Below are 20264 nucleotides of genomic sequence, written 5' to 3'. Positions count from 1 at the left end.
ATTGCTCAAATGCTTGCTGGCGTTCCGCCGTCCAAAAGGACGCGCGGCTCGCTTTGATCTGCGTGAGCTGATCAGTAGTTTTGCGCGGGCCGTTTTGCGCGGCCGTTGCATGTTGTTGACGTTTTGCTGTTCAGTTTTCAAGGTTCATGGTAAGAATTTTGGAGCGGGTGAAGGGAATCGAACCCTCATCATCAGCTTGGAAGGCTGAGGTTTTACCACTAAACTACACCCGCATATTATATAGAAGAAAATCAATTTGGAAATTGGCGCGCCCGAGAGGACTCGAACCTCTAACCGCTTGATTCGTAGTCAAGTACTCTATCCAATTGAGCTACGGGCGCTTACAAGCGAGATATGGTGCGGCCGAGAAGAGTCGAACTTCCACGGGATTTCTCCCACTAGGCCCTCAACCTAGCGCGTCTGCCATTCCGCCACGACCGCATTAATATTATTTTAAGGACAAATTCTATTGTAGAACATGTACGCTTCATTGTCAACGAGGAACTTCACTTTATTTTCAGCTGAACGTTTTAGGTTCTAGCAAAAAATGGCTGGGGTACCTGGATTCGAACCAGGGCATGACGGGATCAAAACCCGTTGCCTTACCGCTTGGCTATACCCCAATAAAATGGCGGTCCCGACCGGGATCGAACCGGCGATCTCCTGCGTGACAGGCAGGCATGTTAACCGCTACACCACGGGACCATTTGGTTGCGGGGGCAGGATTTGAACCTGCGACCTTTGGGTTATGAGCCCAACGAGCTACCGAACTGCTCCACCCCGCGACAATAATATAGGTGATACTTTGTTTCTCTTACGCTTGTTTCGCAATGGACATCTGCATCGCCTTCGGCTGCTTCGATGTTACTTCGCCGTCTTCGTACGGCTCGTTGCTCCACCCCGCGACAATAATATAGGTGATACTTTGTTTCTCTTACGCTTATCTCCTGATCACCAGGAAACATCGCTGCTTATTCTACAATAACAACTAGCTTCAATTGCTTATGTATAAAAGATGACCCCTACGGGATTCGAACCCGTGTTACCGCCGTGAAAGGGCGGTGTCTTAACCGCTTGACCAAGGGGCCAAAAAATGGCTCCGAAGGTAGGACTCGAACCTACGACCATCGCATTAACAGTGCGGTGCTCTACCACTGAGCTACTTCGGAATAGCGTTGCAAGTGCTGTTTAAGTACTTGTCGACTTTTTCTATTATAAAGAGGTCTTCAAGAATCGTCAACACTTATTTTCCATTTCTTTTATTATTTCAGAGCAAGTTTTCCGGCGCATCTCCCACACCGGTATCGCTCTACATTCATCCGTATTTTTCGGACGTATTCCGTATTGCAGGCGACGCACTCGTAAAGGTACCGGTTTGCCGGACGTTTCGCCCTCTCCGGCTCCACTGAAGAACAGAAACGGGGAGATCCCGTCTCTTTCAACAGCGCCCGGAAATCGGCATCCCGATGCTTATAGCCTTTCCCTTCGATGTGCAGATGGTAATGGCACAGCTCATGCTTGATGATTCCTTCAAGCTCGCTGTAACCGAACCTCTCGTATGACTTCGGATTGATCTCGATGTTATGGGAACGCAGCAAGTATCTGCCGCCAGTCGTCCGCAGCCGGGCATTGAAGACACCGGCATGCCGGAATGGCTTATGGAAAACAGTTTCGGAAATCTCCTTGATGAGTTCTGTCAGCTCCAGGTTATTCATATGGACTCCTTCAATTCAAAGATCGGCCGAAGAGCCACTCTTTTTAGCGCTTCTTCGGCTGTTCGTTTTCTTATTGTGCTGATTGTTCTTTCGGCGGCAGCATTGTCAACGCAATCCGCCCTTTTTCTTTTTCGACTTTCTCGACCCAAGCCGTCACGATATCCCCTACCGCCACCACTTCAAGCGGGTGTTTCACAAAACCTTTTTTCAATTTCGAGATATGGACGAGCCCGTCCTGTTTTACGCCAATGTCCACAAACGCGCCAAAATCGACAACGTTCCGGACCGTCCCTTGCACTTCCATGCCCGGCAGCAGATCTTCCATCTTCAATATATCGTTTTTCAGCAACGGCTGCGGAAATTCATCGCGCGGATCGCGGTTCGGCTTTTTCAAAGCATCCAGAATGTCTTGCAGCGTCACTTGCCCGACGCCCATCTTCTCGCTCAACTCCTGTAGATGGAGTTGCTCCAGCTTTTCGGAGACTGCCGGCTTGCCGACGTCTTTCTTGTCCGCCCCGACTAAATCGAGCAGCTTCTCGGCCACGCCGTAGCTTTCAGGATGGATGCCGGTCGCATCAAGCGGGTTCTTCCCTTCCGGAATGCGCAAGAAGCCGATCGCCTGTTCATATGTTTTCGCTCCGAGCCGCGGAATCTTTTTCAGTTGGGCACGGCTTGTGAAACGGCCGTTTTCGTCACGTACCTTGATGACATTTTCTGCAACTGTTTTGCTGAGGCCGGCCACATACTGGAGCAGTGAAGCTGAAGCCGAGTTGACGTTTACACCTACCTGGTTAACAGCCGTCTCGACTACGAACGTCAATTGGTCGGCCAGCTTCTTCTGGGAAACATCATGCTGGTACTGCCCTACCCCCACCGCTTTCGGATCGATCTTCACCAGTTCCGATAACGGATCCTGAAGGCGCCGGGCAATGGAAGCCGCACTGCGCTCTTCGACTTGGAGGTCCGGGAATTCTGCCCGCGCAATTTCCGAAGCGGAATAAACGCTTGCGCCCGCTTCATTGACTATGACGTATGAAATGTCAGCGTCGGTTTCAGACAGGAAATCCGCAACGAATTGTTCGGTTTCCCTCGACGCTGTTCCATTGCCGATCGCCATGATTTGGATCGGATAATTTGCGACAATCCGTTTCATGACCCTTTTTGCACCGGCTGTATCGTTTTTCGGTGCGTGCGGATAGATCACAGCAACTTCCAAGAGTTTCCCTGTCTCGTCAATAACTGCCAGCTTGCAGCCGGTCCGGTAGGCCGGATCGACGCCCAACACCATCTTGTTTTTCATCGGCGGCTGGAGCAATAAATTCCGCAGGTTTTCCGAGAAGATATGGATGGCCTGCGTTTCGCCTTTTTCACTCAGCTCCGTCCGGATTTCCCGCTCAACCGAAGGCTGGATCAACCGCTTGTAGCTGTCTTCGATTGCTTCGGCAACGACGCCGGCCGATGGGGCAGACGATTTAATCCATTTGTTTTTCATCAACGTGACGATTCGGTCCGTCGGCGGCTGGATGGAAACGCGCAGCACATCCTCTTTCTCCCCGCGGTTGATGGCAAGAATGCGGTGCGGCACGATTTTGCCGATCGCTTCTTCGTATTCGTAGTACATTTCAAAAACCTGTTTCTCGTCGCCGTGGCCTTTTTTAGCGGCGGTCAGGATCTTGCCGTCCTTGCGCGTCATGTACCGGACTTTTTCACGAATGTCCGGATCATCGGCGAAGAGCTCGGCTAGGATATCCTTCGCCCCTTGAAGCGCCTCTTCCGCTGTCGCCACACCGGACTCTGCGTCTACAAACTCCGCTGCCTTCTTCACAGCATCTTCCCTGGAGAATTCCATCAGCCAATCAGCAAGCGGCTGAAGCCCCCGCTCTTTCGCAATGGTCGCTTTTGTCCGGCGCTTCTGTTTGAACGGACGGTACAAATCTTCCAGCCGCTGCAAGACAGTCGCCGCCTGGATTTCTTTTTCAAGTTCCGGCGTCAGCTTTTCCTGCTCGGCAATCGAGCGGATCACTTCCGTTTTGCGCTGCTCTAAATTCTGGATATATGTATATCGATCATCGATCGCTTTGATCTGGACTTCATCGAGTGAACCCGTTGCTTCTTTCCGGTAACGCGCGATAAACGGGACGGTGTTGCCGTCTTCGATCAACGCGATCACTTGCTTCACTTGGTCTGTACGCACGCCGGTTTCTTTGGCGATTAACGCATGGATCTTCTGCATTTCCACAAAACCACTCTCCTTAATTTCCTGACAACGCTTGGGCGGCCACCAAGCTCCGGCGCCCAGATTCTCGGGGTCATAAGCCGCCCCGGCTGTGCGGCCAAAAGCGCCGCTTCACCGGTTCGTCTTATGCCCGTCGAATCTATCAAGGCGCCTCCGCTTTTCTTATTTTATCACACAAAAAAGAAGCCTACTCATTTGAGGAGGCTTCCGGCTATGAACGTGGCGTCGTCGCCCGTTTTGATTTCGCGGAGAATATCGTAATAAAGGCGTTCAGGTATTCCTGCCTGCCTCATCATTGCTTTCGGATTTCGCAGTTCCACTCCGTCAGAATGGATCAAGAATAAATCATCTTCTACATAAGTGTAGAGTTGGGTGCGCAACTTTTGCGGTCGGCCGGATAAATACCCCATTACCGGCAGCGGGTAGATCATTTCATTCGTGCCTTTGCGGTAGAGGTAAAAACGGATATTGCCCACACAGCTGTATTCCAGCGTCTTCTTTTTAAAGTCGACTTTGAAAATCGCTACAGCAGCGCCTCGTTTTTGCACCATCAACCCATTGAAGCGCTGCATGAGCGAATCAATCGTTTCATGATGGTATTCTTCAAGAATTTGGGGAATGACCTGCGAAGATTCCCTCGCAATCGGCCCATTTCCCAGACCGTCGGCTATGGAGCAAATGAAATACTCGTCCGTCAGCACTGTATGGTAGCTGTCGCCGGACTCGTAATTCCCTTTTTTTGCTTCATTGAAGATACATGCTTCCACAAATTGGTGTCGGATTGTTTCCACTACGACACTCCACCAGCAGCCAAAATAGCCTCTTGCAATTTTTTGATCGCTTTCCGCTGAAGGCGGGACACATGCATTTGGGAAATCCCCAGCTTATCGCCCGTCTCCTTTTGGCTTAACTGCTCAATATACGTATATTGGATAATCTGCTTTTCGCGTTCAGACAGCACATTCATCGCATTAGCCACAAGCATGCGCTGATCCGCTTTCTCGTACCCGTCGTCTTCTTGCCCGACAACGTCAAATAAAGTCACCGTACTGCCATCGGAATCGGCTTCAAGTGAATGGTCCATGGATAAAGCCTGATAGCTCTTGCCCATTTCCATCGCTTCTAGTACGTCATCTTCGTCGACATCCAGGTATTCAGCAATTTCCCACACTTGCGGCGAGCGCTGAAGTTCCCGCGTCAGTACTTCAACCGTTGATTTGATGCGTGGCCCCAATTCTTTGATGCGGCGCGGCACATGGATCGCCCATGTCTTGTCACGCAGAAACCGTTTGATTTCCCCGATGATGGTAGGCACTGCAAATGCTTCAAAACTTCTGCCGAAAGAAGGGTCATAGCGCCGGATTGCTCCGAGGAGCCCCAGCATTCCTACTTGCGCAATATCTTCATGGTAAGATTTACCATTAGAATATTTCCGCGCAATGGATTCCACCAGCCGTTTATAATTCATCACCAACATTGTCTGGGCTTCTTCATCTTCCGTTTTTTGATAAGCCTCGATCCATTCAAGCACCTGCTCTTTGGTCGGCTGATTAGGATGAGATCGTTTCGACATCCTCTTCCACCTGCTCTCCTCCAACATACTTTGTCATGAAGACCGTGACACCTTCTTGATGATGTACTTTCACTTCATCCATCAAAGTTTCAATCAAATACAGGCCAAGACCTCCTTCGCGAAGAAAAGCCCCTTCTTCCTGGTCATGGTACGGGCCCACTTTCGCTTTTGTTTCTTCAAAATCAAAACTCTGGCCATGATCCGCTACCATTATTTCAATTTTATCGCCGTAAAGCGCACAGCCAATTACCACTTCGCCTTCTTCGCCTTCTGCGTAAGCGTGTTGGACTGCATTCGTTACTGCTTCACTTGAAGCGATTTTCAAATCTTCTATATCATCGAATGTGAAACCGATGCGGCTCGCCAATCCAGAAATCGTCAAGCGGGCTACCCCGACGTATTGCGATTTCGCCGGCACTCTCATTTCAACATAATCGAAAGGACGCATATTAATTACCACCTTTTCCAACTGATTCGATATCCATGATATCGCCCAAACCAGTTATGTCGAATAGACGCTTCAAACGTGAGGAGAGCCCTTTTAGCTTCACATGTCCGCCTTTGGCATTCACTGATTTATAGAAAGCTACAAAAACTCCCAAACCTGTGCTGTCCATATAATCAACGTCGGATAGGTCCAACTCGGCATTCAAACCGTCTTTATTTTGGTGTAATTCTAATTTTTCACGAAGAACCGGTGCTGTATGCGCGTCGATTTCGCCGCGGATAAAGCCAGTCAATTTGTTGCCCGATCCTTCTAATTCCACTTGAATATTCATTTATATGACACCCCGTTTTTTATAATTCGCATGAACTTAAAAAAGCCATCGTAAGTCTAAATACCACCTCCCGGCGATTTTTAAACCTACATGCTGACTTTTTTATAAATCACTAGCGTAAAGTCGTCGTGCAGCTGTGCATTTTGCATCCGTTCCAGCTCGTCATAAACATGTTGGACGATCGCTTGCGCCGGCTCGTCTTTCTTCTCTTCAATCAATTGGAACAGCACTTCCCGTTCGATGAAGCCTTCATCTGTACGGCCTTCCGTAACGCCGTCCGTCATCATTACGACCATATCATCTTGTTCCAGTTGGACCGTATGTTCTTCATAGACAGCAGCCGGCGATACGCCGAGCAGCAGTCCTTTTGCATACAGTTCACTGAACTCGCCTGTTTTGGCACGGTATAAGATTGCCGGCTCATGCCCCGCCGACCCGTATGTCAAAGTCCCATGGTCTGCATCGTACCTTCCGTAGAACATCGATACGAACATGGAATCGTCTATACTTTTTTCCACTACCCGGTTGATGACACCGAGGACTTCTTTCGGTGTGGCTGGGGAATTGTTCAGGCTGTCCATGCCGAACTTGACCATGGACATGCAAAGAGCCGCCGGGAGGCCTTTGCCGATTACATCCGCAACTGCTATGCCGGCGTGGCCGTCTGCATCACTGATAAAATATATGTAATCGCCGTTCATTTTCTTCGCCGGTATTGACAGCAAACCGATATCCAAACCTTCCAGAACCGGCATTGAGGTTTTCAGCAATGTCTCCTGGACATTTGCCGCTAAATCCATTTCCACCCTGATTTCTTCCTGGCGCTGCAAAAGGCTTTGGCGCTCTTGCAATGCCAGGCCGTAATTGATCATCATTTCAATGAGGAAATCGAAGGAATGCCAGACGACATCCGGCAAATCTTTATAAATTTCCTGCATGGCCGCTTTATGGACACTGATGACCTCTTCAGGTGAAATGTTCTCGGAAATCAGCTGCCGGCTGAAGTTTTGCCCAACGTACAGGTTCTGCTCCGACTGGCGCTGCATGTATTGATTCAGAATTTCCTTGTACTGATTTTCGATTTTGTGGACCATATACGCTCCCCCTATCGAAGCCATTTCGTTGCTCTTATATCTGTCCCTTCTCCTGGGATCGTATCGATCTTGAATTCATCCATTAACCGTTTGACTCCCGGCAATCCAGCTCCTAAACCGCCTGAAGTGGAGAATCCGTCTTCCATTACTTTGCGTATATCCGGAATGCCAGGCCCTTGGTCAGCGGCGATAATCAAGATGCCTTTAATGCCATTTTCTGACAATTGTTGAATTTCAATTCTTCCTTGGCCTGCGTATAAATAGATGTTGCGGGCAAGTTCGCTGATTGCCGTCGTGATACGGGCTTGGTCCACTGTTCCAAAACCCAGTTCTTTCGCGACATTGCGGCCTAATTGCCTAGCAGCGACAATATCCCATTCCGTTAAAATTTCCACCGAAGACTGGTTGCTCATTCTTAAGCCTCCAATTCCAGTTGAAGTTTATCCAACCCATTTTCCAGATCCAGTGCTGTCATAACGTCTTCAAGTCGAATTCCTAACTCGATTAAAGTGATAGCCACTGCTGGTTGGATACCGGTAATAACCACTCGCGCTCCCATTAAGCTTGACATGCTGATCACATCTCCCAGGACTTTAGCGATAAACGAATCGATAAAGTCAACGGATGTCAGATCAATCACCACACCGCGCGCGCTTGTTTCATGCAGCTTGTTCAGCAAATCCTCTTGGAATTGGATTGCTGTCTGATCGTCCAATTCCCATTGGATGGAAACGATCAATGTATCTCTAAGTTTTAAGATTGGAATACGAAAGTTCATTCTGCTTCAACCTCCACAATTTTGCGATTTGTCCATGCGAGTGCCTGCTCCACTCCACGCTGCAAGGTACTTGTTGTTGTAAATTCGTTCAGATTGATGCCGAGGGTTACGATGGTCTGGGCGATTTCCGGACGGATGCCGACCAGCATGCATTTCGCTCCAACCAAACGAACAGCATCTGCTGCCTGGATAATGTGGTGGGCAACCATCGTGTCAACGACCGGAACGCCTGTAATATCCAGCAACACCACTTCTGCCCGGTGGTTTACAACGCCTTCAAGCAGGTTTTCCATGATCAGTCTTGCGCGCTCTGTGTCGATCGTTCCGACAAGCGGCATGACAGAAACTTTATCAAATACAGGAATCAGCGAGGCTGACAATTCCTGCAAAGCGATTTTCTGCAGGCTGACAGTGCGTTCCCATGTTTTCGAATATGTAGCGACTGTGCTGTCACGGATTGGAATGATCCAATTATTGAACTCTTTGAAAAATGCGCGGAAATTCTCTTGTGTAATAAGGCCGGCATCTTCCATTCCTTCGAAAACCACTTCCGAAAAATGGTCGATCGCTTTGGTCACAAATGTGACCGACCAGCCCAGGCGCACCACTTTTTCGGCGAAATCATTCAGGCGGCTCTCATAAGCCTGGTGGCTTTCCAGTAGATTCGATACCATCAAATCAGCAAATTCCTTGCTCGTCTGGTTCATCAGGTCCGTCGGCATCACTTGGAAAGACCGATCATTTTTCTCGTTTTTCATCAACTCTTGCCATTTGGCGATAATCTCGCCGTTATTTTGTTGAATATATTCGGCCATTTTCTTATTCATCTTTTACCAGAAACCTCCCTGTACTTCTATGCAACGTTCATTTCCTAATGCATTTAGGTAATCTATCTTTTATTGTATCGGAAAACGGAATTTTTCACATCTTTTTTGTCAGGCGTCTTTTGCTTTCGGGGCAAAACAGGCAAAAACGCCTGATGCATATTATACATCAGGCGTTTTTGATAGGAGTATGTATGCTTAGAATTTCACAAGGCCAACACTGATTTCGAGTGCCTCGTCTACTTTTTCCATCAATGAATCGTCGAGCTGGGTAATTTTATCCGTCAACCGGGATTTGTCGATCGTACGCAATTGTTCAAGCAAGATGACTGAGTCGCGCTCAAAGCCATATTTCTTGGCGTCGATTTCCACATGGGTCGGCAATTTCGCTTTCTGGATCTGCGCAGTGATGGCTGCAATGATCACAGTCGGACTGAACCGGTTCCCGATATCATTTTGGATCACCAATACGGGGCGGGTCCCACCTTGCTCAGACCCGACAACTGGTGAGAGTTCTGCAAAAAAAACGTCTCCACGTTTTACAATCAAATTGTCAACCTCCGCTTACAAGTCGCACGGTCGTGTGCTCCGCTTCGTACTCTGCATGAGAACATTCACAAGCGATGGATAAATTGATTTGTGACATCTCCACGTAGCCTTTGATCATTGCTTCCCGAATATGATGTGAATCGTATATATTTTTCGTTACCCTTTGCGTTGAAACATAAACATAGTCCCCGCGCTCTTGAAACCGTTCATCTGAATGCGTAGTCAACTCTGATATCAATTGTTTAGGCAGTTTCACTACCACTTCTCTTGGTTTAGATTCCTCGTACACAGCCGACACCTCCGAAAATCCCGTTCTTTCTAACTTCACCCCTTCATCTTAACATCTACCGGATGCGCTGAAAAGGCATATTTGAAAGAAGGGCTTTTTACCGGTAAACTCTCGGGACTCTTTTTGTTAAAATACAGGAAATTTCGTAAGTAATTGTGCCCAATTTTTCCGCCCATTCATTGATTCGGATTTCGGCGTTTTCCTGCTTCCCGATCAACTGGACCTTTTCTCCGGCAGGCATCTCTTCCGGTATCCGGATCATGCACTGGTCCATGCAGATTCGCCCGATAATCGGCGCCCGGCGCCCGCGCACCAGCACTTCCTGGCCCTGAAGGCCGCGCAGCATGCCGTCAGCATAGCCGATCGGCAGCGTCGCTATCCATTCATCTTTCTCGCTGACATAAGTCGCACCATAGCTGACCGCTTCTCCCGCTCGCAGCTTTTTCACCTGGACAATTTCCGTCTCCAGACTCATAGCCGGCTCGAGGCGGAACGGCATTTCCTGTTCAACGTATGGCGACGGGGCAATCCCGTACATCGAGATGCCGATGCGGACTGCACCATATGCCAGATCCGGATGCATGAGCGCCGCTGCGCTGTTGGAGACATGGACAAGGACTTCCGGATCTGCCATCTGGCGGATGATTTCTGCCATCTGGCGGACTTGCTGGCGGAACAAGCCGCCTTCTTTTTCATCCGCCGTGGCAAAATGGGTGAACAGGCCTTCGAAGGCAAACGGCTGGCTGCGGATAAAGCGGACCGCTTCTTCCGCTTGTTCGTATGCCACGCCGATCCGGCGCATGCCGGTGTCGACTTTCAAATGGAGCTTGAGTGCCGGAAGCGAAGGGTCGATGGCTTCCGCCGCCATCCGGAGCCACTCGAGCGAAATGGCGGCCACCGCGATTTGCTGTTCCTGGGCTACGGGGATGAACGCTGCCGGTGTAGCCCCGAGCACCAGCAGTTTTACGTCAAATCCTTGTTCCCGCAGATAAAGCGCTTCGTCCGGTGTCGCTACCGCCAGAAACTTGACGCCGCTTTCCACAGCCCGCTTCGCCACTTCCACTACGCCGTGCCCGTAGGCATCAGCTTTTACAACCGCAATTTGCTCCGCCTCGGGCGAATGCTTTTTAAAAGCCGCCAAGTTGTTTTCGATTGCCTTGAGATCTATGACCGCTTTTGTCGGCCGGTAAAATGCCTTCATGATTCCACTCCTATTCAAGATTGCAGAAGAACTTGCGCAGCTGCATATTCCTTCGTATGTGTGATGGACACGAGCCCGATTTCCTGTTGGCGGAAAAAGATGCCCGGCTTGCCCTTGGGGTCTTTCCGGATTTCGATATCCCGAAAAGAACATGCCGCTCCAATTCCCGTTCCCTTCGCTTTTCCGAATGCTTCTTTGGCGGCAAAGCGCCCGGCCAGAAATTCCGTCTTGCGGGCCGGGGACAGGGCGGCGTATTCTGCCAATTCCCGATCAGTGAGAATGCGTTCGCGGAACTTGGCCGACTTGCCGTCGAGCCTCCGGATGCGGTTCAACTCAACGATATCCAGTCCGATTCCAATAATCATAAATGTTTCTCCTTTCATTCGCAAACGCTAAAAAGGTATAATTACTTGTATGAAAAAGAGGTGACCACATTGTTTATCCGCACAGAGAGTTTTTCGCAATACTTGCGCATGTACCCGGTCGTGTCCACATTGCTTGCCATTAATATAGCGGTCTACCTCCTCGGTTGGCTGCCCATTATTGGCGAATTGATCTATTATTACGGCGTCGGTTCCAATTCCCTTATCGCCGCAGGCGAATGGTGGCGTTTCATCACGCCGATGTTCCTGCACGCCGGCCTCATGCATTTGCTGTTCAATATGTTTTCGCTGTTTCTTTTCGGGCCGGAGCTTGAAAAGCTGACCGGCAAAGTCCGCTTTCTGACGGTCTATGTATTGGCGGGCCTTTTCGGCACTATCGCCACGTATTTCTTGCAGGATTCCACTTATTTGCACGTCGGCGCTAGCGGTGCGATTTTCGGTATTCTTGGTGCATTCGGAGCGCTGTTGTACTACGGGCGCCGGGCGCTGCCTCAACTGCGGCAGATCATCCTGCCGATCATCCTGATCAGCATCGTCATGACATTCCTGACGCCGAACATCAATGCCACTGCCCATATCGCCGGAATGATTACCGGATTTTTGATCGGATTGAGCTATTTCCATCCGAAACGCATCGTCAGCTGGAAAAAGAGAAAATAAGGTCAGCCGGAGAACAACTCCGGCTGGCTTTTTTCTTGCACTGCGGATTTCTGATTGGAAGGCTCATACCACGCAAGAATTCGCGCTGCATCCTCCCCGTCCATATGCTCCACCCGCGCCGCCGCACCTAGCATGCCCGATTTGATCGTCGCCTGGATGGAAGCGAGCCCTTTGCGCCGCTGGAAATAGCTTTGGCTCGCCTCGATGGCCTGCACCCTTCTTTTCATGATATAGAAAGTGTGTTTGCTGATGCCTCTAAAGCGCATCGCAATCTGTCTGCCGATAAGCGAATAGCCTACCGTGCGGTGCTGCCAGATTCCCAGCAGGACGATCGCCGGCACAAGCAGCAGCGACCAGAGGCCGTATGGGAAAAAGAAGTAGCTGGCTGCGCCGGCCGCCGGCAGCACCCACAGGAAATCGAGCCGGTAGAAAAAGCGCCGGCTCCGCTTTGGAGCGCCGATCATCCGGGGCTCCCACTGCATTTCCGGAAAAAGTTCCGCCAGAACAGGCAAGATTACCGAACGCTTAGCGAGCGGGAACAAGCGGATTTTCTCGTCTTTATCGCCGATCGATCCGCCGGCGCTTTCGACCGTCACCGTTGCATATCCGAACAGTTCACGGAGCGGGTTTTCCGAAATCTTTATGCCCTGAACCCTTTTGAACGGCACGGAAATCTTCTTTTTCTCGAGCAGTCCGCGCGTGATGTAGATATTGTCTTCATCCGTTTGGATCGTGAATTGGTAGTTTGCGAAAATGGTCAAAAACACCGAAATGATCCAGGCAATCGCCAGCACGAGGAAAACCGAAAGCGCTACGATCAAATAGCCGAAGCGGAGAAACAGCATCACTTCCTCGTAAATCGCTTCATAAGGGATGAGATCCGAAAACTGCGATAAAAACACCGCTACTGCCGACAACACCACCCCGATGCCGCCGGACGTTGTCGCGAGAACGATCAATTCCTTGAGCGTCATGCGGTAAAGCACTTTGACGCTTTTTTTGGCAGGGGCTTGCTCCTGGATCTCAGGCTCCCCTTCCGGACGGAAACCGCGCTTCGCTTCTTCCATCCTGCTTTCAATGCGGTCGGCATCCTCCTTGGATATGGCGGTCAGTTCCGCTTCCGATTCCCCGATTTTCCCGGAACCGGCCGTCTCCACTTTCACCTTCACCAACCCGAGCGGGCGATGAAAAATCCCTTCCGTGTAATTCAGGCTTTGGATGCGTTCAAACGGGATGTAGCGCTTCTTTTTGATGAACAAACCGTATTCGATCCGCAATTCCCCGTCCTCGAACCAGTAGACAAAGCGTTTCCATTTGATAATGCCGCTGATGAGCATAAACAGGACAATGACCAGGCCGACCAGAAACGGCAGCATGCCTTGCCACCCCTGGCTGAACATCGAGCCCGCTCCGCCGTCCCGGAATAAATTCACCCCGAAAATGACAATGAAAGGGAAGATCAGGTCTTTCAGCCCTTTGATGAAATTCAAAAATGCAGCAATGGGATGCAATTTATAGCGTTTCTCAGACATCGTCTTCCGCCACCCTTGCCAATACCGAAATCCGCGCTCTGAGCTCATCAGCTTCTTCTGTGACAAGCGCCGGAATCGTATGAGTAGTCGCTGCAGTCGAAATGGAAATTTCAGCCAAATTATATTTGCGCAATAGCGGCCCTTGGGCCGTGTCCACATGCTGCACCCGGACCATCGGGACCAGCGTCCTTCTGACGATGAACAGCCCGTGCTGCAGTTCGATTTCCTGTTCCCTTACCTCGTACCGCCAGCGCTGCCAGCGGATTTTTGGAAAAAGGAAGATGAGCATAAAAGCGGCAAGAAGAAGAATGCCTATGTATATCGAATAAAGCCAGGACGGCCATTCAAAAAAATAAGTGAGCGCCCAAAATCCGGCAAGAAAAAGCGCAATTACCAGCGTTTCGATACTCCCGTATAGGCGCCATACGGTCAAGCCTTTTCGGGAGATCTGGTTTTTCGGCTGATTGTTCATGGGGTCTCCTCCAATTCTGTCTTTCTTCATTATAATACGGTCTAACACAGCAAACGTTTCAGTCTATTGTACCTGAAAATCGAGACGCAAAAAAGGCAGGCATGAAACAGTTGCTGTTTCGTGCCTGCCTTCTATATATAGAACCTGCCTTTAAAGGCGATTCCGTTCTTTATTTTTACGATTCGTGTCTGCGAGTGCGTCCTGGACGCCCTCCGCCACTTGTGCTGCCTTCACGGCGACGGCCTGCGCCTGCACCTGTACGGCTAGAAGATGGACGGCCAGAACCAGTTGAACGGCTGCCTTTATAACCGCCGCCTCCACTGCTGCGTCCGCCTTTGCCTTTATAGCCTCCGCCTCCGCGGGATGGCAATGGGCGTTCTTCAGAAATTGAAACCGGTACATCTTCCGGCTCTTTCGTCATTGTTTTAAGAGCTGCTGCAATCAAATCAACCGCATCAAACTTCTCAAGCATTTCTGCCGCGAATTCGCGGTAGTCGCCCAAGTTGTTTTTCTCAGTCATTTCTTGCAATTGTTCCATTGCAACGCGTTTTTGGCCCATTACAGCCTCATCAGCAGTTGGCGGAATCAAAGCTTCCATTTTTTTCTTCGTTGTACGTTCAACGATGCCCAAGTAGCCCATTTCACGTGGAGTTACGAACGTGACTGCGACTCCTTTTTTACCTGCACGGCCAGTACGGCCGATACGGTGGACATAGCTTTCAGGATCTTGTGGAATATCGAAGTTGTATACGTGAGATACGCCTGAGATATCAAGTCCGCGAGCTGCTACGTCAGTTGCAACCAAGATGTCGACTTTGCCTGCTTTGAATTGCTTCAATACAGACATACGTTTCGCTTGGCTAAGGTCGCCGTGAATTCCTTCAGCTACATAGCCGCGGATATTCAAAGCTTTTGCCAATTCGTCCACCCGGCGCTTTGTGCGACCAAAAATGATTGCAAGTTCCGGCTGTTGAACGTTGATCAAACGTGAAAGGATGTCGAATTTTTCGCGTTCTACCGATTTAACGAAGAACTGCTCGATGTTTTCAACAGTCATTTCTTTTGATTTGATTTTAACGATTTCAGGCGTCTTCATGAATTTCTCTGCAATGCGGCGGATCGCATCCGGCATAGTTGCTGAGAACAATAGTGTCTGGCGCTCTTCTGGCACGCTTGACATGATTGTCTGGATATCTTCGATGAAGCCCATGTTCAACATTTCGTCTGCTTCATCAAGGATCAATGTGTTTACATTGTCCAATTTCAGCGTACGGCGGTTGATATGGTCAAGCAAACGTCCTGGTGTACCAACGATGATTTGCGGGCGGTTTTTAAGTGCACGGATCTGGCGGCTGATTTCTTGGCCACCGTACACTGAAAGGATGCGCACATTTTTATCTTGGCCCAGTCTGTAAAGCTCTTCTGAAACCTGAATTGCTAATTCGCGAGTTGGCGCAATTACCAAACCTTGGACATTGCCGTCTTTAGTGTCGATTTTTTCGATCAACGGAATACCGAATGCAGTTGTTTTACCAGTACCTGTTTGTGCTTGGCCGATAATGTCCTTGCCTTCCATACCCAGACGGATTGTACCTTCCTGGATTGGTGTTGCTTCTTCAAACCCCATGCGTCGTACGGACTTTAAAGTTGTTTCGCTAATATTTAACTCTGAAAATTTTACCAAATGTTTTCAATCTCCTTTTGTCTTCATCTTATTTACAAATGGTGTACATTTTAGATGAAATCGTGACAAAGTCGAGCCTTTATGAGGAAGTTTCACGTCGAAAATCATGCTCTGTAGTTTTAAGTCAGAGGGGATGTGTGAACAGAAAAAGCTCGGGCGTTGCCGAGCGGTCTGATCGGCGGGTTTTTTCATGCCCGGTAAGTAGAACAAACCGTTTTGCTCAAAAAAATACCCTTCACAGGGAAGAGTTCTCAAAAATGTATCCATTGCTTTCATTAGAATAACATGATTATTGGGCACTTGCAATCAATACGCAAAGGTTCCAATAATCAGTTTACTCTAAGCCTTTTTTCATAAACGCCAATGCCCGCCCGAACCAATCTTCACAGTCGTCGCTGTAGCAGATCAAATGCCGGCCGGTCGCCGAGTGGATGACCAGCTTTTCTTCAGAGGCTATGTTGTCATAGATGAATTCGGACGCTGTAGCCGGAACAATCCCGTCTTTCAGCCCCTGCACAATGCAAACCGGGACATGGATGCTCTGGTAAAACGGGCTGACCAGCTTCACCACTTTCAGGAATTCGAATGTCGAGAGCATCGGCGTGTGGAGCAGTTTGTATTGGTAATGGCGGAACATCTCGTTCTCTGCCAATTTCCGTTTGGCCGCATCCGCCGCCATGCCTTTCATCTCTTCCAGGATCTGCCCGACGCTGATGTACTTGGCAGCTGCGCTCAGCAGGACCAGTTTCTCGACCTTATAGCGCATCGCCAGGTACAAAGCGATCAGCCCGCCCATGGAAAAGCCCACAATGATGATGCGGTCCGTTTCTCTTTTCAGCTCGCGAAGGGCCAGTTCCGCCTCCATCAGCCAGTGGTCCGCAGTCATCCTCTTCAATGCCAGGGTTTCTCCGTGCCCGGGAAGCGTCGGCACTTTCACTGTCCAGTCCGTCTCTTGCATGATGTAATCGGCAAAGGGCTGCACCTCATAAGGGCCGCCAGTGAAACCGTGAATACAAAGAACACCGGTCTTCATGGGGCTCCCCTCCTACTTCTCTTGTGCCGTGAACGGTTCGATGACTTTTTCAAGCGCCATGCCGCGGGATCCCTTGACCAGGATGACCGAATCCTCCGAGATGTGCCCTTTCAGAAACTCAATGATCGGCGTGTAATCATCTTCACTCCAGACCAATTGGCCTCCAAATGAGCCGTCCAATTTGTCGTACAGCCATTTCATCCGCGGGCCGTACAAGCAGACGCCGGCAATTTCAGGGCTGATCGATTTCGCAACGGCTTCATGGTATTGCCGTTCGTCGTCGCCCAGTTCGAGCATATCGCCGAGCACCAGCCATTTGTCTTCCTTCATCGTCGTCTCACGGATGAAATTCAGTGCCGCTTTCATCGAAGACGGCGCAGCGTTGTACGCGTCGTTGATAAACGTTGCGCCGTTGTCCGCCTGGATGATCTGCATGCGCATATCCGTCAGCGCTGCGTCCTTCAGGGACAGCCGGATTTCTTCTTCCGTCAGCCCCGCTTCCAGAGCAACCAGAATGGCAGCCAGTGTATTTTTGACCTGGTGCTCCCCAAGGACCGGAATGGTGAACGCCGCGTCGATGATGCCGCTGACCAGGAAGCTGCTGCCGGTTTCAGTCGCCTTGATATCTCTTACCGCGAGTTCATTGTTTTCATCGAAACCGAAAGATACCGCTTGCGGGAAATCTTCCACAAAAGGCTGCAAGAGCGGCTCATCTCCATCGTAGAACAATTTGCCATGACTCTCGAGTCCCGCTGTAATTTCGAACTTCGCTTTCGCGATGCCTTCTCGTGAACCCAGATCCTGCAAATGGGCTTCCCCGATGTTGGTGATGATCGCATAATCCGGACGGGCGAGTTCTGACAGGAATTCGATTTCGCCGAAACCGCTCATGCCCATTTCCAGCACCGCAAACTTCGTGTCTTCATCAAGCGACAAGATTGTCAGCGGCAGGCCGAGTTCATTGTTCAGATTGCCTTGCGTTTTCTGCACTTTGAAATACGGCTTTAAAACGCTTGCGACCAAATCCTTGGTCGAGGTCTTGCCGTTCGAGCCCGTGATGCCGATGACGATCGTCGAAAGTTCGTCCCGATAGGCGCGCGCCATTTCCTGAAGCGCCGTTTTGCAGTCGTCGACGAACAGAAGCGGAAGATCTTTCGGCGGATTCGGTTCATCGCGCTGCCAAAGGCTTGCCGCCGCCCCTGCTTCGAATGCCTGATGGACATATTTATGGCCATTGGCATTTTCGCCGCGGAACGGCACAAAAAGATCGCCCGGCTTGATCGTCCGCGTATTGATGGACACGCCTGTCACTTCAATGCCTTTGAAATTCGTTTTTATGCCCAGCCATTTGGCTACTTGCTCAATCTTCTTTTTCATACAACGTCTCCACTCAGTCTATTTTTACTTGCAGCATCTGTTTTTCTTCAAAGCGTTCAAGCGCCAAGCCGATCAGGCGCTCGATCAATTCCGGATACGGAACCCCTGTGTTTTCCCATAGCAGGGGGAACATGCTGTACGGCGTGAATCCCGGAAGCGTGTTGACTTCGTTGATCAGGATGTCATTCTCTGCCGTGACAAAGAAATCAGCCCGGACAAGCCCGGAGCAATCCAGTATTTTGAATGCCTTTATCGCTGACTCGACCAGCTCTGCGTAGACCGCTTCATCCAGTTCTGCGGGGATGATCATGGCCGTGTTGCCGTCTTTGTATTTCGCTTCATAATCATAGAACGCTTTCAGCGGTTTGATTTCGCCGGCAACGGAACATTGCGGCTGGTCATTGCCGAGGACGCCGACTTCGATTTCCCGTGCCACGACGCCTTGTTCGACGACAATCTTGCGGTCGAATTTCAAAGCCTCTTCCACCGCCGCCGCCAATTCTTCTTTGTTGTCGGCTTTGCTGATGCCGACGCTTGATCCAAGGTTCGCCGGCTTAACAAATACTGGCCATTGCAGTTCTGCTGCAACTTTATCGATCAGCCCGTCGCGGTCCTGCTGCCATTCGCTGCGGATAAAGTAGACGTAAGGCGTCTGCTTCAGTCCAGCAATCTCGAACAATTGCTTCATGACGACTTTGTCCATGCCTGCAGATGAAGCCAGCACCCCGTTCCCGACATACGGCAAGTTCATGACTTCAAGCAGGCCCTGTACCGTGCCGTCTTCGCCGTTCGGTCCATGCAGCAACGGAACGATCACTTCCAGGCTCCCCTCTGCTTGGGAGGGAAGGAAGCCGGAGATGTCATTCGGATTCGCAGTCCCTTCGTCCAATTGCAGCTGTTCGATTGACTGGGCAGGCCCTTCGAGCATGCGCCCTTTTTTCCATTCGCCTTCTTGCGTTATATAAATAGGATAAACTTCGTATTTTTCGAAATTGAGCGCCTGTGTTACCGCGCGGGCAGTGGAAAGCGATACTTCATGCTCCGCCGACTTGCCGCCATATAATAAACCGATCTTCTTTTTCATCCCTAAAACCTCCGCTATAGTCCAGCTCAAGAGCACCGTGGCGCTTTCACTTTTGGATTTCTTTTTGCATATTGCTTAGTTTATCATGAACAGCGAAAGACGAAAAATTTTTTCAGGCAAGCTGCAAAAAAATCTGCCCGCCTCCGATTCCATCCAAGCCCATAAAAAAATGATGCTTGTTTCCAAGCATCACTTCCATTCCTTCAATTTGCGGTCGAAGATGATTTTGCGGTCAACGTCCTGCTTCAGATAATCCCGGATATCCGACCAGAATTCATCAAGGAAGGAGATTTCCTCCACCGAGCGGATATGCAGCTCAATGGTGTTTTTCGTCTTCTCCGGATCTGCAAGGGAGATGAGCGCCCCTTCCCGGTAGTCGTTCTTCAATGAATCCAAAATGTCTTTCGGCAATTCCGGAATCAGGTCTTTTGTTTTGCGGCGCCAAAAGTTTTGGCCGTTAGCTTCTCTCCGGATCACTTGCGTGAAGTAATTCCCGACAAGTTCGTTCAACCGCTCCAAATAGCGGAAATAGATTTTTGTCGTCTGCTCTTCTTCGCTCGACAAGTAGACGAATTCATTTTGCAGCGTCGCATAAAAAGGCGGCCGTACCGCTTCTTTTTTATGGCCGACGTACAAAAGCTCCGCTTGCTCTTGCGGAGACAATGAATTCAGCTGCCGCTCGTTCTTGAAATCGATCCAGCAGAACTCGCTTTTTTTATTGCCCATCGCTTTTCGGAACTGGGAGAACTCTTCTTGGGCAACAAATTCCAGATGCGTATGCATGTTAAAGGACGCATCATCATAAGAATGCTTTAATAATAATAAATTTTTCGGCATTTTCACAGCATCCATGAATTGGGCAAACGTAAGTCCGCTGAAGAGGGCGAACTGATCGGCTTCGTTCAGGTATATGTAAAGATGCTGTATATAATAATCCGCGTTCAACGGTTTTTTAACCATATCCCCCACTCCATTTCCTTTTACATTATACGACCAAACCA

Annotated in this window: 22 protein-coding genes and 8 tRNA genes; 1 reads left to right on the top strand and 29 read right to left on the bottom strand. The window is 49.8% G+C overall.

Annotated features, from left to right (window positions below):
* Positions 1–159 precede the first annotated feature (159 nt).
* The 22 genes from ACTL32_RS15270 to acpS all read right to left on the bottom strand — a co-directional run bounded on the left by ACTL32_RS15270 (position 160) and on the right by acpS (position 11403).
* Positions 160–233: transfer RNA gene (locus ACTL32_RS15270), tRNA-Gly, on the bottom strand.
* Between the two features lie 31 nt (positions 234–264).
* Positions 265–341: transfer RNA gene (locus ACTL32_RS15265), tRNA-Arg, on the bottom strand.
* A 14-nt stretch (positions 342–355) separates the two neighbouring features.
* Positions 356–441, bottom strand: a tRNA-Leu gene (locus ACTL32_RS15260).
* 107 nt (positions 442–548) lie between these two features.
* Positions 549–623, bottom strand: a tRNA-Gln gene (locus ACTL32_RS15255).
* 6 nt (positions 624–629) lie between these two features.
* Positions 630–705 (bottom strand) — tRNA-Asp (locus tag ACTL32_RS15250).
* Positions 706–708: 3 nt separating this feature from the next.
* A tRNA-Met gene (locus ACTL32_RS15245) sits at positions 709–785 on the bottom strand.
* Between the two features lie 231 nt (positions 786–1016).
* Positions 1017–1088: transfer RNA gene (locus tag ACTL32_RS15240), tRNA-Glu, on the bottom strand.
* 6 nt (positions 1089–1094) lie between these two features.
* Positions 1095–1169: transfer RNA gene (locus ACTL32_RS15235), tRNA-Asn, on the bottom strand.
* Positions 1170–1262: 93 nt separating this feature from the next.
* Positions 1263–1715 carry a SprT family protein gene (locus tag ACTL32_RS15230; RefSeq protein WP_204893377.1) on the bottom strand — a complete coding sequence of 151 codons (453 nt, stop codon included), beginning with the start codon at positions 1713–1715 and terminating at the stop codon, positions 1263–1265.
* 70 nt (positions 1716–1785) lie between these two features.
* The gene (locus ACTL32_RS15225; RefSeq protein WP_441342285.1) at positions 1786–3954 is read right to left on the bottom strand and encodes a Tex family protein; all 2169 of its coding nucleotides are present in this window, start codon (positions 3952–3954) and stop codon (positions 1786–1788) included.
* Positions 3955–4142: 188 nt separating this feature from the next.
* The gene (locus tag ACTL32_RS15220) at positions 4143–4742 is read right to left on the bottom strand and encodes a PP2C family serine/threonine-protein phosphatase (RefSeq protein WP_204893378.1); all 600 of its coding nucleotides are present in this window, start codon (positions 4740–4742) and stop codon (positions 4143–4145) included.
* Entirely contained in the window at positions 4742–5524 is a 783-nt protein-coding gene (sigB, locus tag ACTL32_RS15215) for an RNA polymerase sigma factor SigB (protein ID WP_204893379.1), read from the bottom strand. The genes ACTL32_RS15220 and sigB overlap by 1 nt, the downstream gene beginning before the upstream one ends.
* Positions 5502–5972: an anti-sigma B factor RsbW gene (rsbW, locus tag ACTL32_RS15210; RefSeq protein ID WP_204893380.1), complete on the bottom strand. Its 471-nt coding sequence runs from the start codon at positions 5970–5972 to the stop codon at positions 5502–5504. The genes sigB and rsbW overlap by 23 nt, the downstream gene beginning before the upstream one ends.
* A 1-nt stretch (position 5973) precedes the next feature.
* The gene (locus ACTL32_RS15205; protein WP_441342284.1) at positions 5974–6303 is read right to left on the bottom strand and encodes an anti-sigma factor antagonist; all 330 of its coding nucleotides are present in this window, start codon (positions 6301–6303) and stop codon (positions 5974–5976) included.
* A gap of 86 nt (positions 6304–6389) precedes the next feature.
* Positions 6390–7397, bottom strand: a complete 1008-nt coding sequence (locus tag ACTL32_RS15200) for a PP2C family protein-serine/threonine phosphatase (RefSeq protein WP_441342283.1) — start codon at positions 7395–7397, stop codon at positions 6390–6392.
* An 11-nt stretch (positions 7398–7408) separates the two neighbouring features.
* A complete protein-coding gene (locus ACTL32_RS15195) occupies positions 7409–7810 on the bottom strand; it encodes an anti-sigma regulatory factor (RefSeq protein ID WP_204893383.1) in 402 nt (133 codons plus the stop codon).
* Between the two features lie 2 nt (positions 7811–7812).
* Entirely contained in the window at positions 7813–8175 is a 363-nt protein-coding gene (locus ACTL32_RS15190) for an STAS domain-containing protein (protein ID WP_106534565.1), read from the bottom strand.
* On the bottom strand, positions 8172–9002 hold the full coding sequence (locus ACTL32_RS15185; protein WP_441342282.1) for an RsbT co-antagonist protein RsbRA: 831 nt from the start codon (positions 9000–9002) through the stop codon (positions 8172–8174). Before ACTL32_RS15185 ends, ACTL32_RS15190 begins: the two co-directional genes overlap by 4 nt.
* A gap of 195 nt (positions 9003–9197) precedes the next feature.
* Positions 9198–9548, bottom strand: a complete 351-nt coding sequence (locus tag ACTL32_RS15180) for a type II toxin-antitoxin system PemK/MazF family toxin (RefSeq protein ID WP_204893385.1) — start codon at positions 9546–9548, stop codon at positions 9198–9200.
* 4 nt (positions 9549–9552) lie between these two features.
* A complete protein-coding gene (locus ACTL32_RS15175) occupies positions 9553–9837 on the bottom strand; it encodes a transcriptional regulator (protein WP_377340230.1) in 285 nt (94 codons plus the stop codon).
* Positions 9838–9934: 97 nt separating this feature from the next.
* Positions 9935–11038: an alanine racemase gene (alr, locus tag ACTL32_RS15170; protein WP_441342281.1), complete on the bottom strand. Its 1104-nt coding sequence runs from the start codon at positions 11036–11038 to the stop codon at positions 9935–9937.
* A gap of 14 nt (positions 11039–11052) precedes the next feature.
* A complete protein-coding gene (gene acpS / locus ACTL32_RS15165) occupies positions 11053–11403 on the bottom strand; it encodes a holo-ACP synthase (protein WP_441342280.1) in 351 nt (116 codons plus the stop codon).
* A gap of 69 nt (positions 11404–11472) precedes the next feature.
* Here acpS and ACTL32_RS15160 point away from each other — a divergent pair, with 69 nt between their 5' ends.
* Positions 11473–12081 (top strand): rhomboid family intramembrane serine protease, encoded by a 609-nt coding sequence (locus tag ACTL32_RS15160; RefSeq protein WP_441342279.1) that lies wholly within the window; start codon positions 11473–11475, stop codon positions 12079–12081.
* A 2-nt stretch (positions 12082–12083) separates the two neighbouring features.
* On the opposite strand, the gene ACTL32_RS15155 is transcribed toward ACTL32_RS15160, so the two are convergent.
* The 7 genes from ACTL32_RS15155 to ACTL32_RS15125 form a co-directional block, all read right to left on the bottom strand.
* Positions 12084–13613 (bottom strand): PH domain-containing protein, encoded by a 1530-nt coding sequence (locus ACTL32_RS15155; RefSeq protein WP_441342278.1) that lies wholly within the window; start codon positions 13611–13613, stop codon positions 12084–12086.
* The gene (locus tag ACTL32_RS15150) at positions 13606–14085 is read right to left on the bottom strand and encodes a PH domain-containing protein (RefSeq protein WP_441342277.1); all 480 of its coding nucleotides are present in this window, start codon (positions 14083–14085) and stop codon (positions 13606–13608) included. The genes ACTL32_RS15155 and ACTL32_RS15150 overlap by 8 nt, the downstream gene beginning before the upstream one ends.
* 175 nt (positions 14086–14260) lie before the next feature.
* Positions 14261–15769, bottom strand: a complete 1509-nt coding sequence (locus ACTL32_RS15145) for a DEAD/DEAH box helicase (RefSeq protein WP_441342276.1) — start codon at positions 15767–15769, stop codon at positions 14261–14263.
* Between the two features lie 334 nt (positions 15770–16103).
* Positions 16104–16802, bottom strand: coding sequence for an alpha/beta hydrolase (locus ACTL32_RS15140; protein WP_441342275.1), 699 nt, complete (start codon positions 16800–16802; stop codon positions 16104–16106).
* 12 nt (positions 16803–16814) lie between these two features.
* Positions 16815–18179 carry a UDP-N-acetylmuramoyl-tripeptide--D-alanyl-D-alanine ligase gene (locus ACTL32_RS15135; RefSeq protein ID WP_441342274.1) on the bottom strand — a complete coding sequence of 455 codons (1365 nt, stop codon included), beginning with the start codon at positions 18177–18179 and terminating at the stop codon, positions 16815–16817.
* 13 nt (positions 18180–18192) lie between these two features.
* Positions 18193–19263 (bottom strand): D-alanine--D-alanine ligase, encoded by a 1071-nt coding sequence (locus ACTL32_RS15130; RefSeq protein WP_441342273.1) that lies wholly within the window; start codon positions 19261–19263, stop codon positions 18193–18195.
* A gap of 189 nt (positions 19264–19452) precedes the next feature.
* Positions 19453–20223, bottom strand: coding sequence for a hypothetical protein (locus ACTL32_RS15125; RefSeq protein ID WP_441342272.1), 771 nt, complete (start codon positions 20221–20223; stop codon positions 19453–19455).
* Between the last annotated feature and the right edge of the window lie 41 nt (positions 20224–20264).

This window comes from Planococcus sp. FY231025 (assembly GCF_052078085.1).
In the GTDB taxonomy this organism is placed as follows: domain Bacteria; phylum Bacillota; class Bacilli; order Bacillales_A; family Planococcaceae; genus Planococcus.
Note: the sequence above shows the minus strand (reverse complement) of the source record. Positions and strands in the feature narration are given on the sequence as shown.

Excerpts from the sequence above, each read along its gene's own strand:
- ACTL32_RS15200 (WP_441342283.1), bottom strand. The coding sequence starts at position 7,397 with ATGGTCCACAAAATCGAAAATCAGTACAAGGAAATTCTGAATCAATAC.
- ACTL32_RS15195 (WP_204893383.1), bottom strand. The coding sequence starts at position 7,810 with ATGAGCAACCAGTCTTCGGTGGAAATTTTAACGGAATGGGATATTGTC.
- ACTL32_RS15125 (WP_441342272.1), bottom strand. The coding sequence starts at position 20,223 with ATGGTTAAAAAACCGTTGAACGCGGATTATTATATACAGCATCTTTAC.
- ACTL32_RS15140 (WP_441342275.1), bottom strand. The coding sequence starts at position 16,802 with ATGAAGACCGGTGTTCTTTGTATTCACGGTTTCACTGGCGGCCCTTAT.
- ACTL32_RS15185 (WP_441342282.1), bottom strand. The coding sequence starts at position 9,002 with ATGAATAAGAAAATGGCCGAATATATTCAACAAAATAACGGCGAGATT.
- ACTL32_RS15150 (WP_441342277.1), bottom strand. The coding sequence starts at position 14,085 with ATGAACAATCAGCCGAAAAACCAGATCTCCCGAAAAGGCTTGACCGTA.
- alr (WP_441342281.1), bottom strand. The coding sequence starts at position 11,038 with ATGAAGGCATTTTACCGGCCGACAAAAGCGGTCATAGATCTCAAGGCA.
- ACTL32_RS15230 (WP_204893377.1), bottom strand. The coding sequence starts at position 1,715 with ATGAATAACCTGGAGCTGACAGAACTCATCAAGGAGATTTCCGAAACT.
- ACTL32_RS15155 (WP_441342278.1), bottom strand. The coding sequence starts at position 13,613 with ATGTCTGAGAAACGCTATAAATTGCATCCCATTGCTGCATTTTTGAAT.
- acpS (WP_441342280.1), bottom strand. The coding sequence starts at position 11,403 with ATGATTATTGGAATCGGACTGGATATCGTTGAGTTGAACCGCATCCGG.
- ACTL32_RS15135 (WP_441342274.1), bottom strand. The coding sequence starts at position 18,179 with ATGAAAAAGAAGATTGAGCAAGTAGCCAAATGGCTGGGCATAAAAACG.
- ACTL32_RS15130 (WP_441342273.1), bottom strand. The coding sequence starts at position 19,263 with ATGAAAAAGAAGATCGGTTTATTATATGGCGGCAAGTCGGCGGAGCAT.
- rsbW (WP_204893380.1), bottom strand. The coding sequence starts at position 5,972 with ATGCGTCCTTTCGATTATGTTGAAATGAGAGTGCCGGCGAAATCGCAA.
- ACTL32_RS15205 (WP_441342284.1), bottom strand. The coding sequence starts at position 6,303 with ATGAATATTCAAGTGGAATTAGAAGGATCGGGCAACAAATTGACTGGC.
- sigB (WP_204893379.1), bottom strand. The coding sequence starts at position 5,524 with ATGTCGAAACGATCTCATCCTAATCAGCCGACCAAAGAGCAGGTGCTT.
- ACTL32_RS15190 (WP_106534565.1), bottom strand. The coding sequence starts at position 8,175 with ATGAACTTTCGTATTCCAATCTTAAAACTTAGAGATACATTGATCGTT.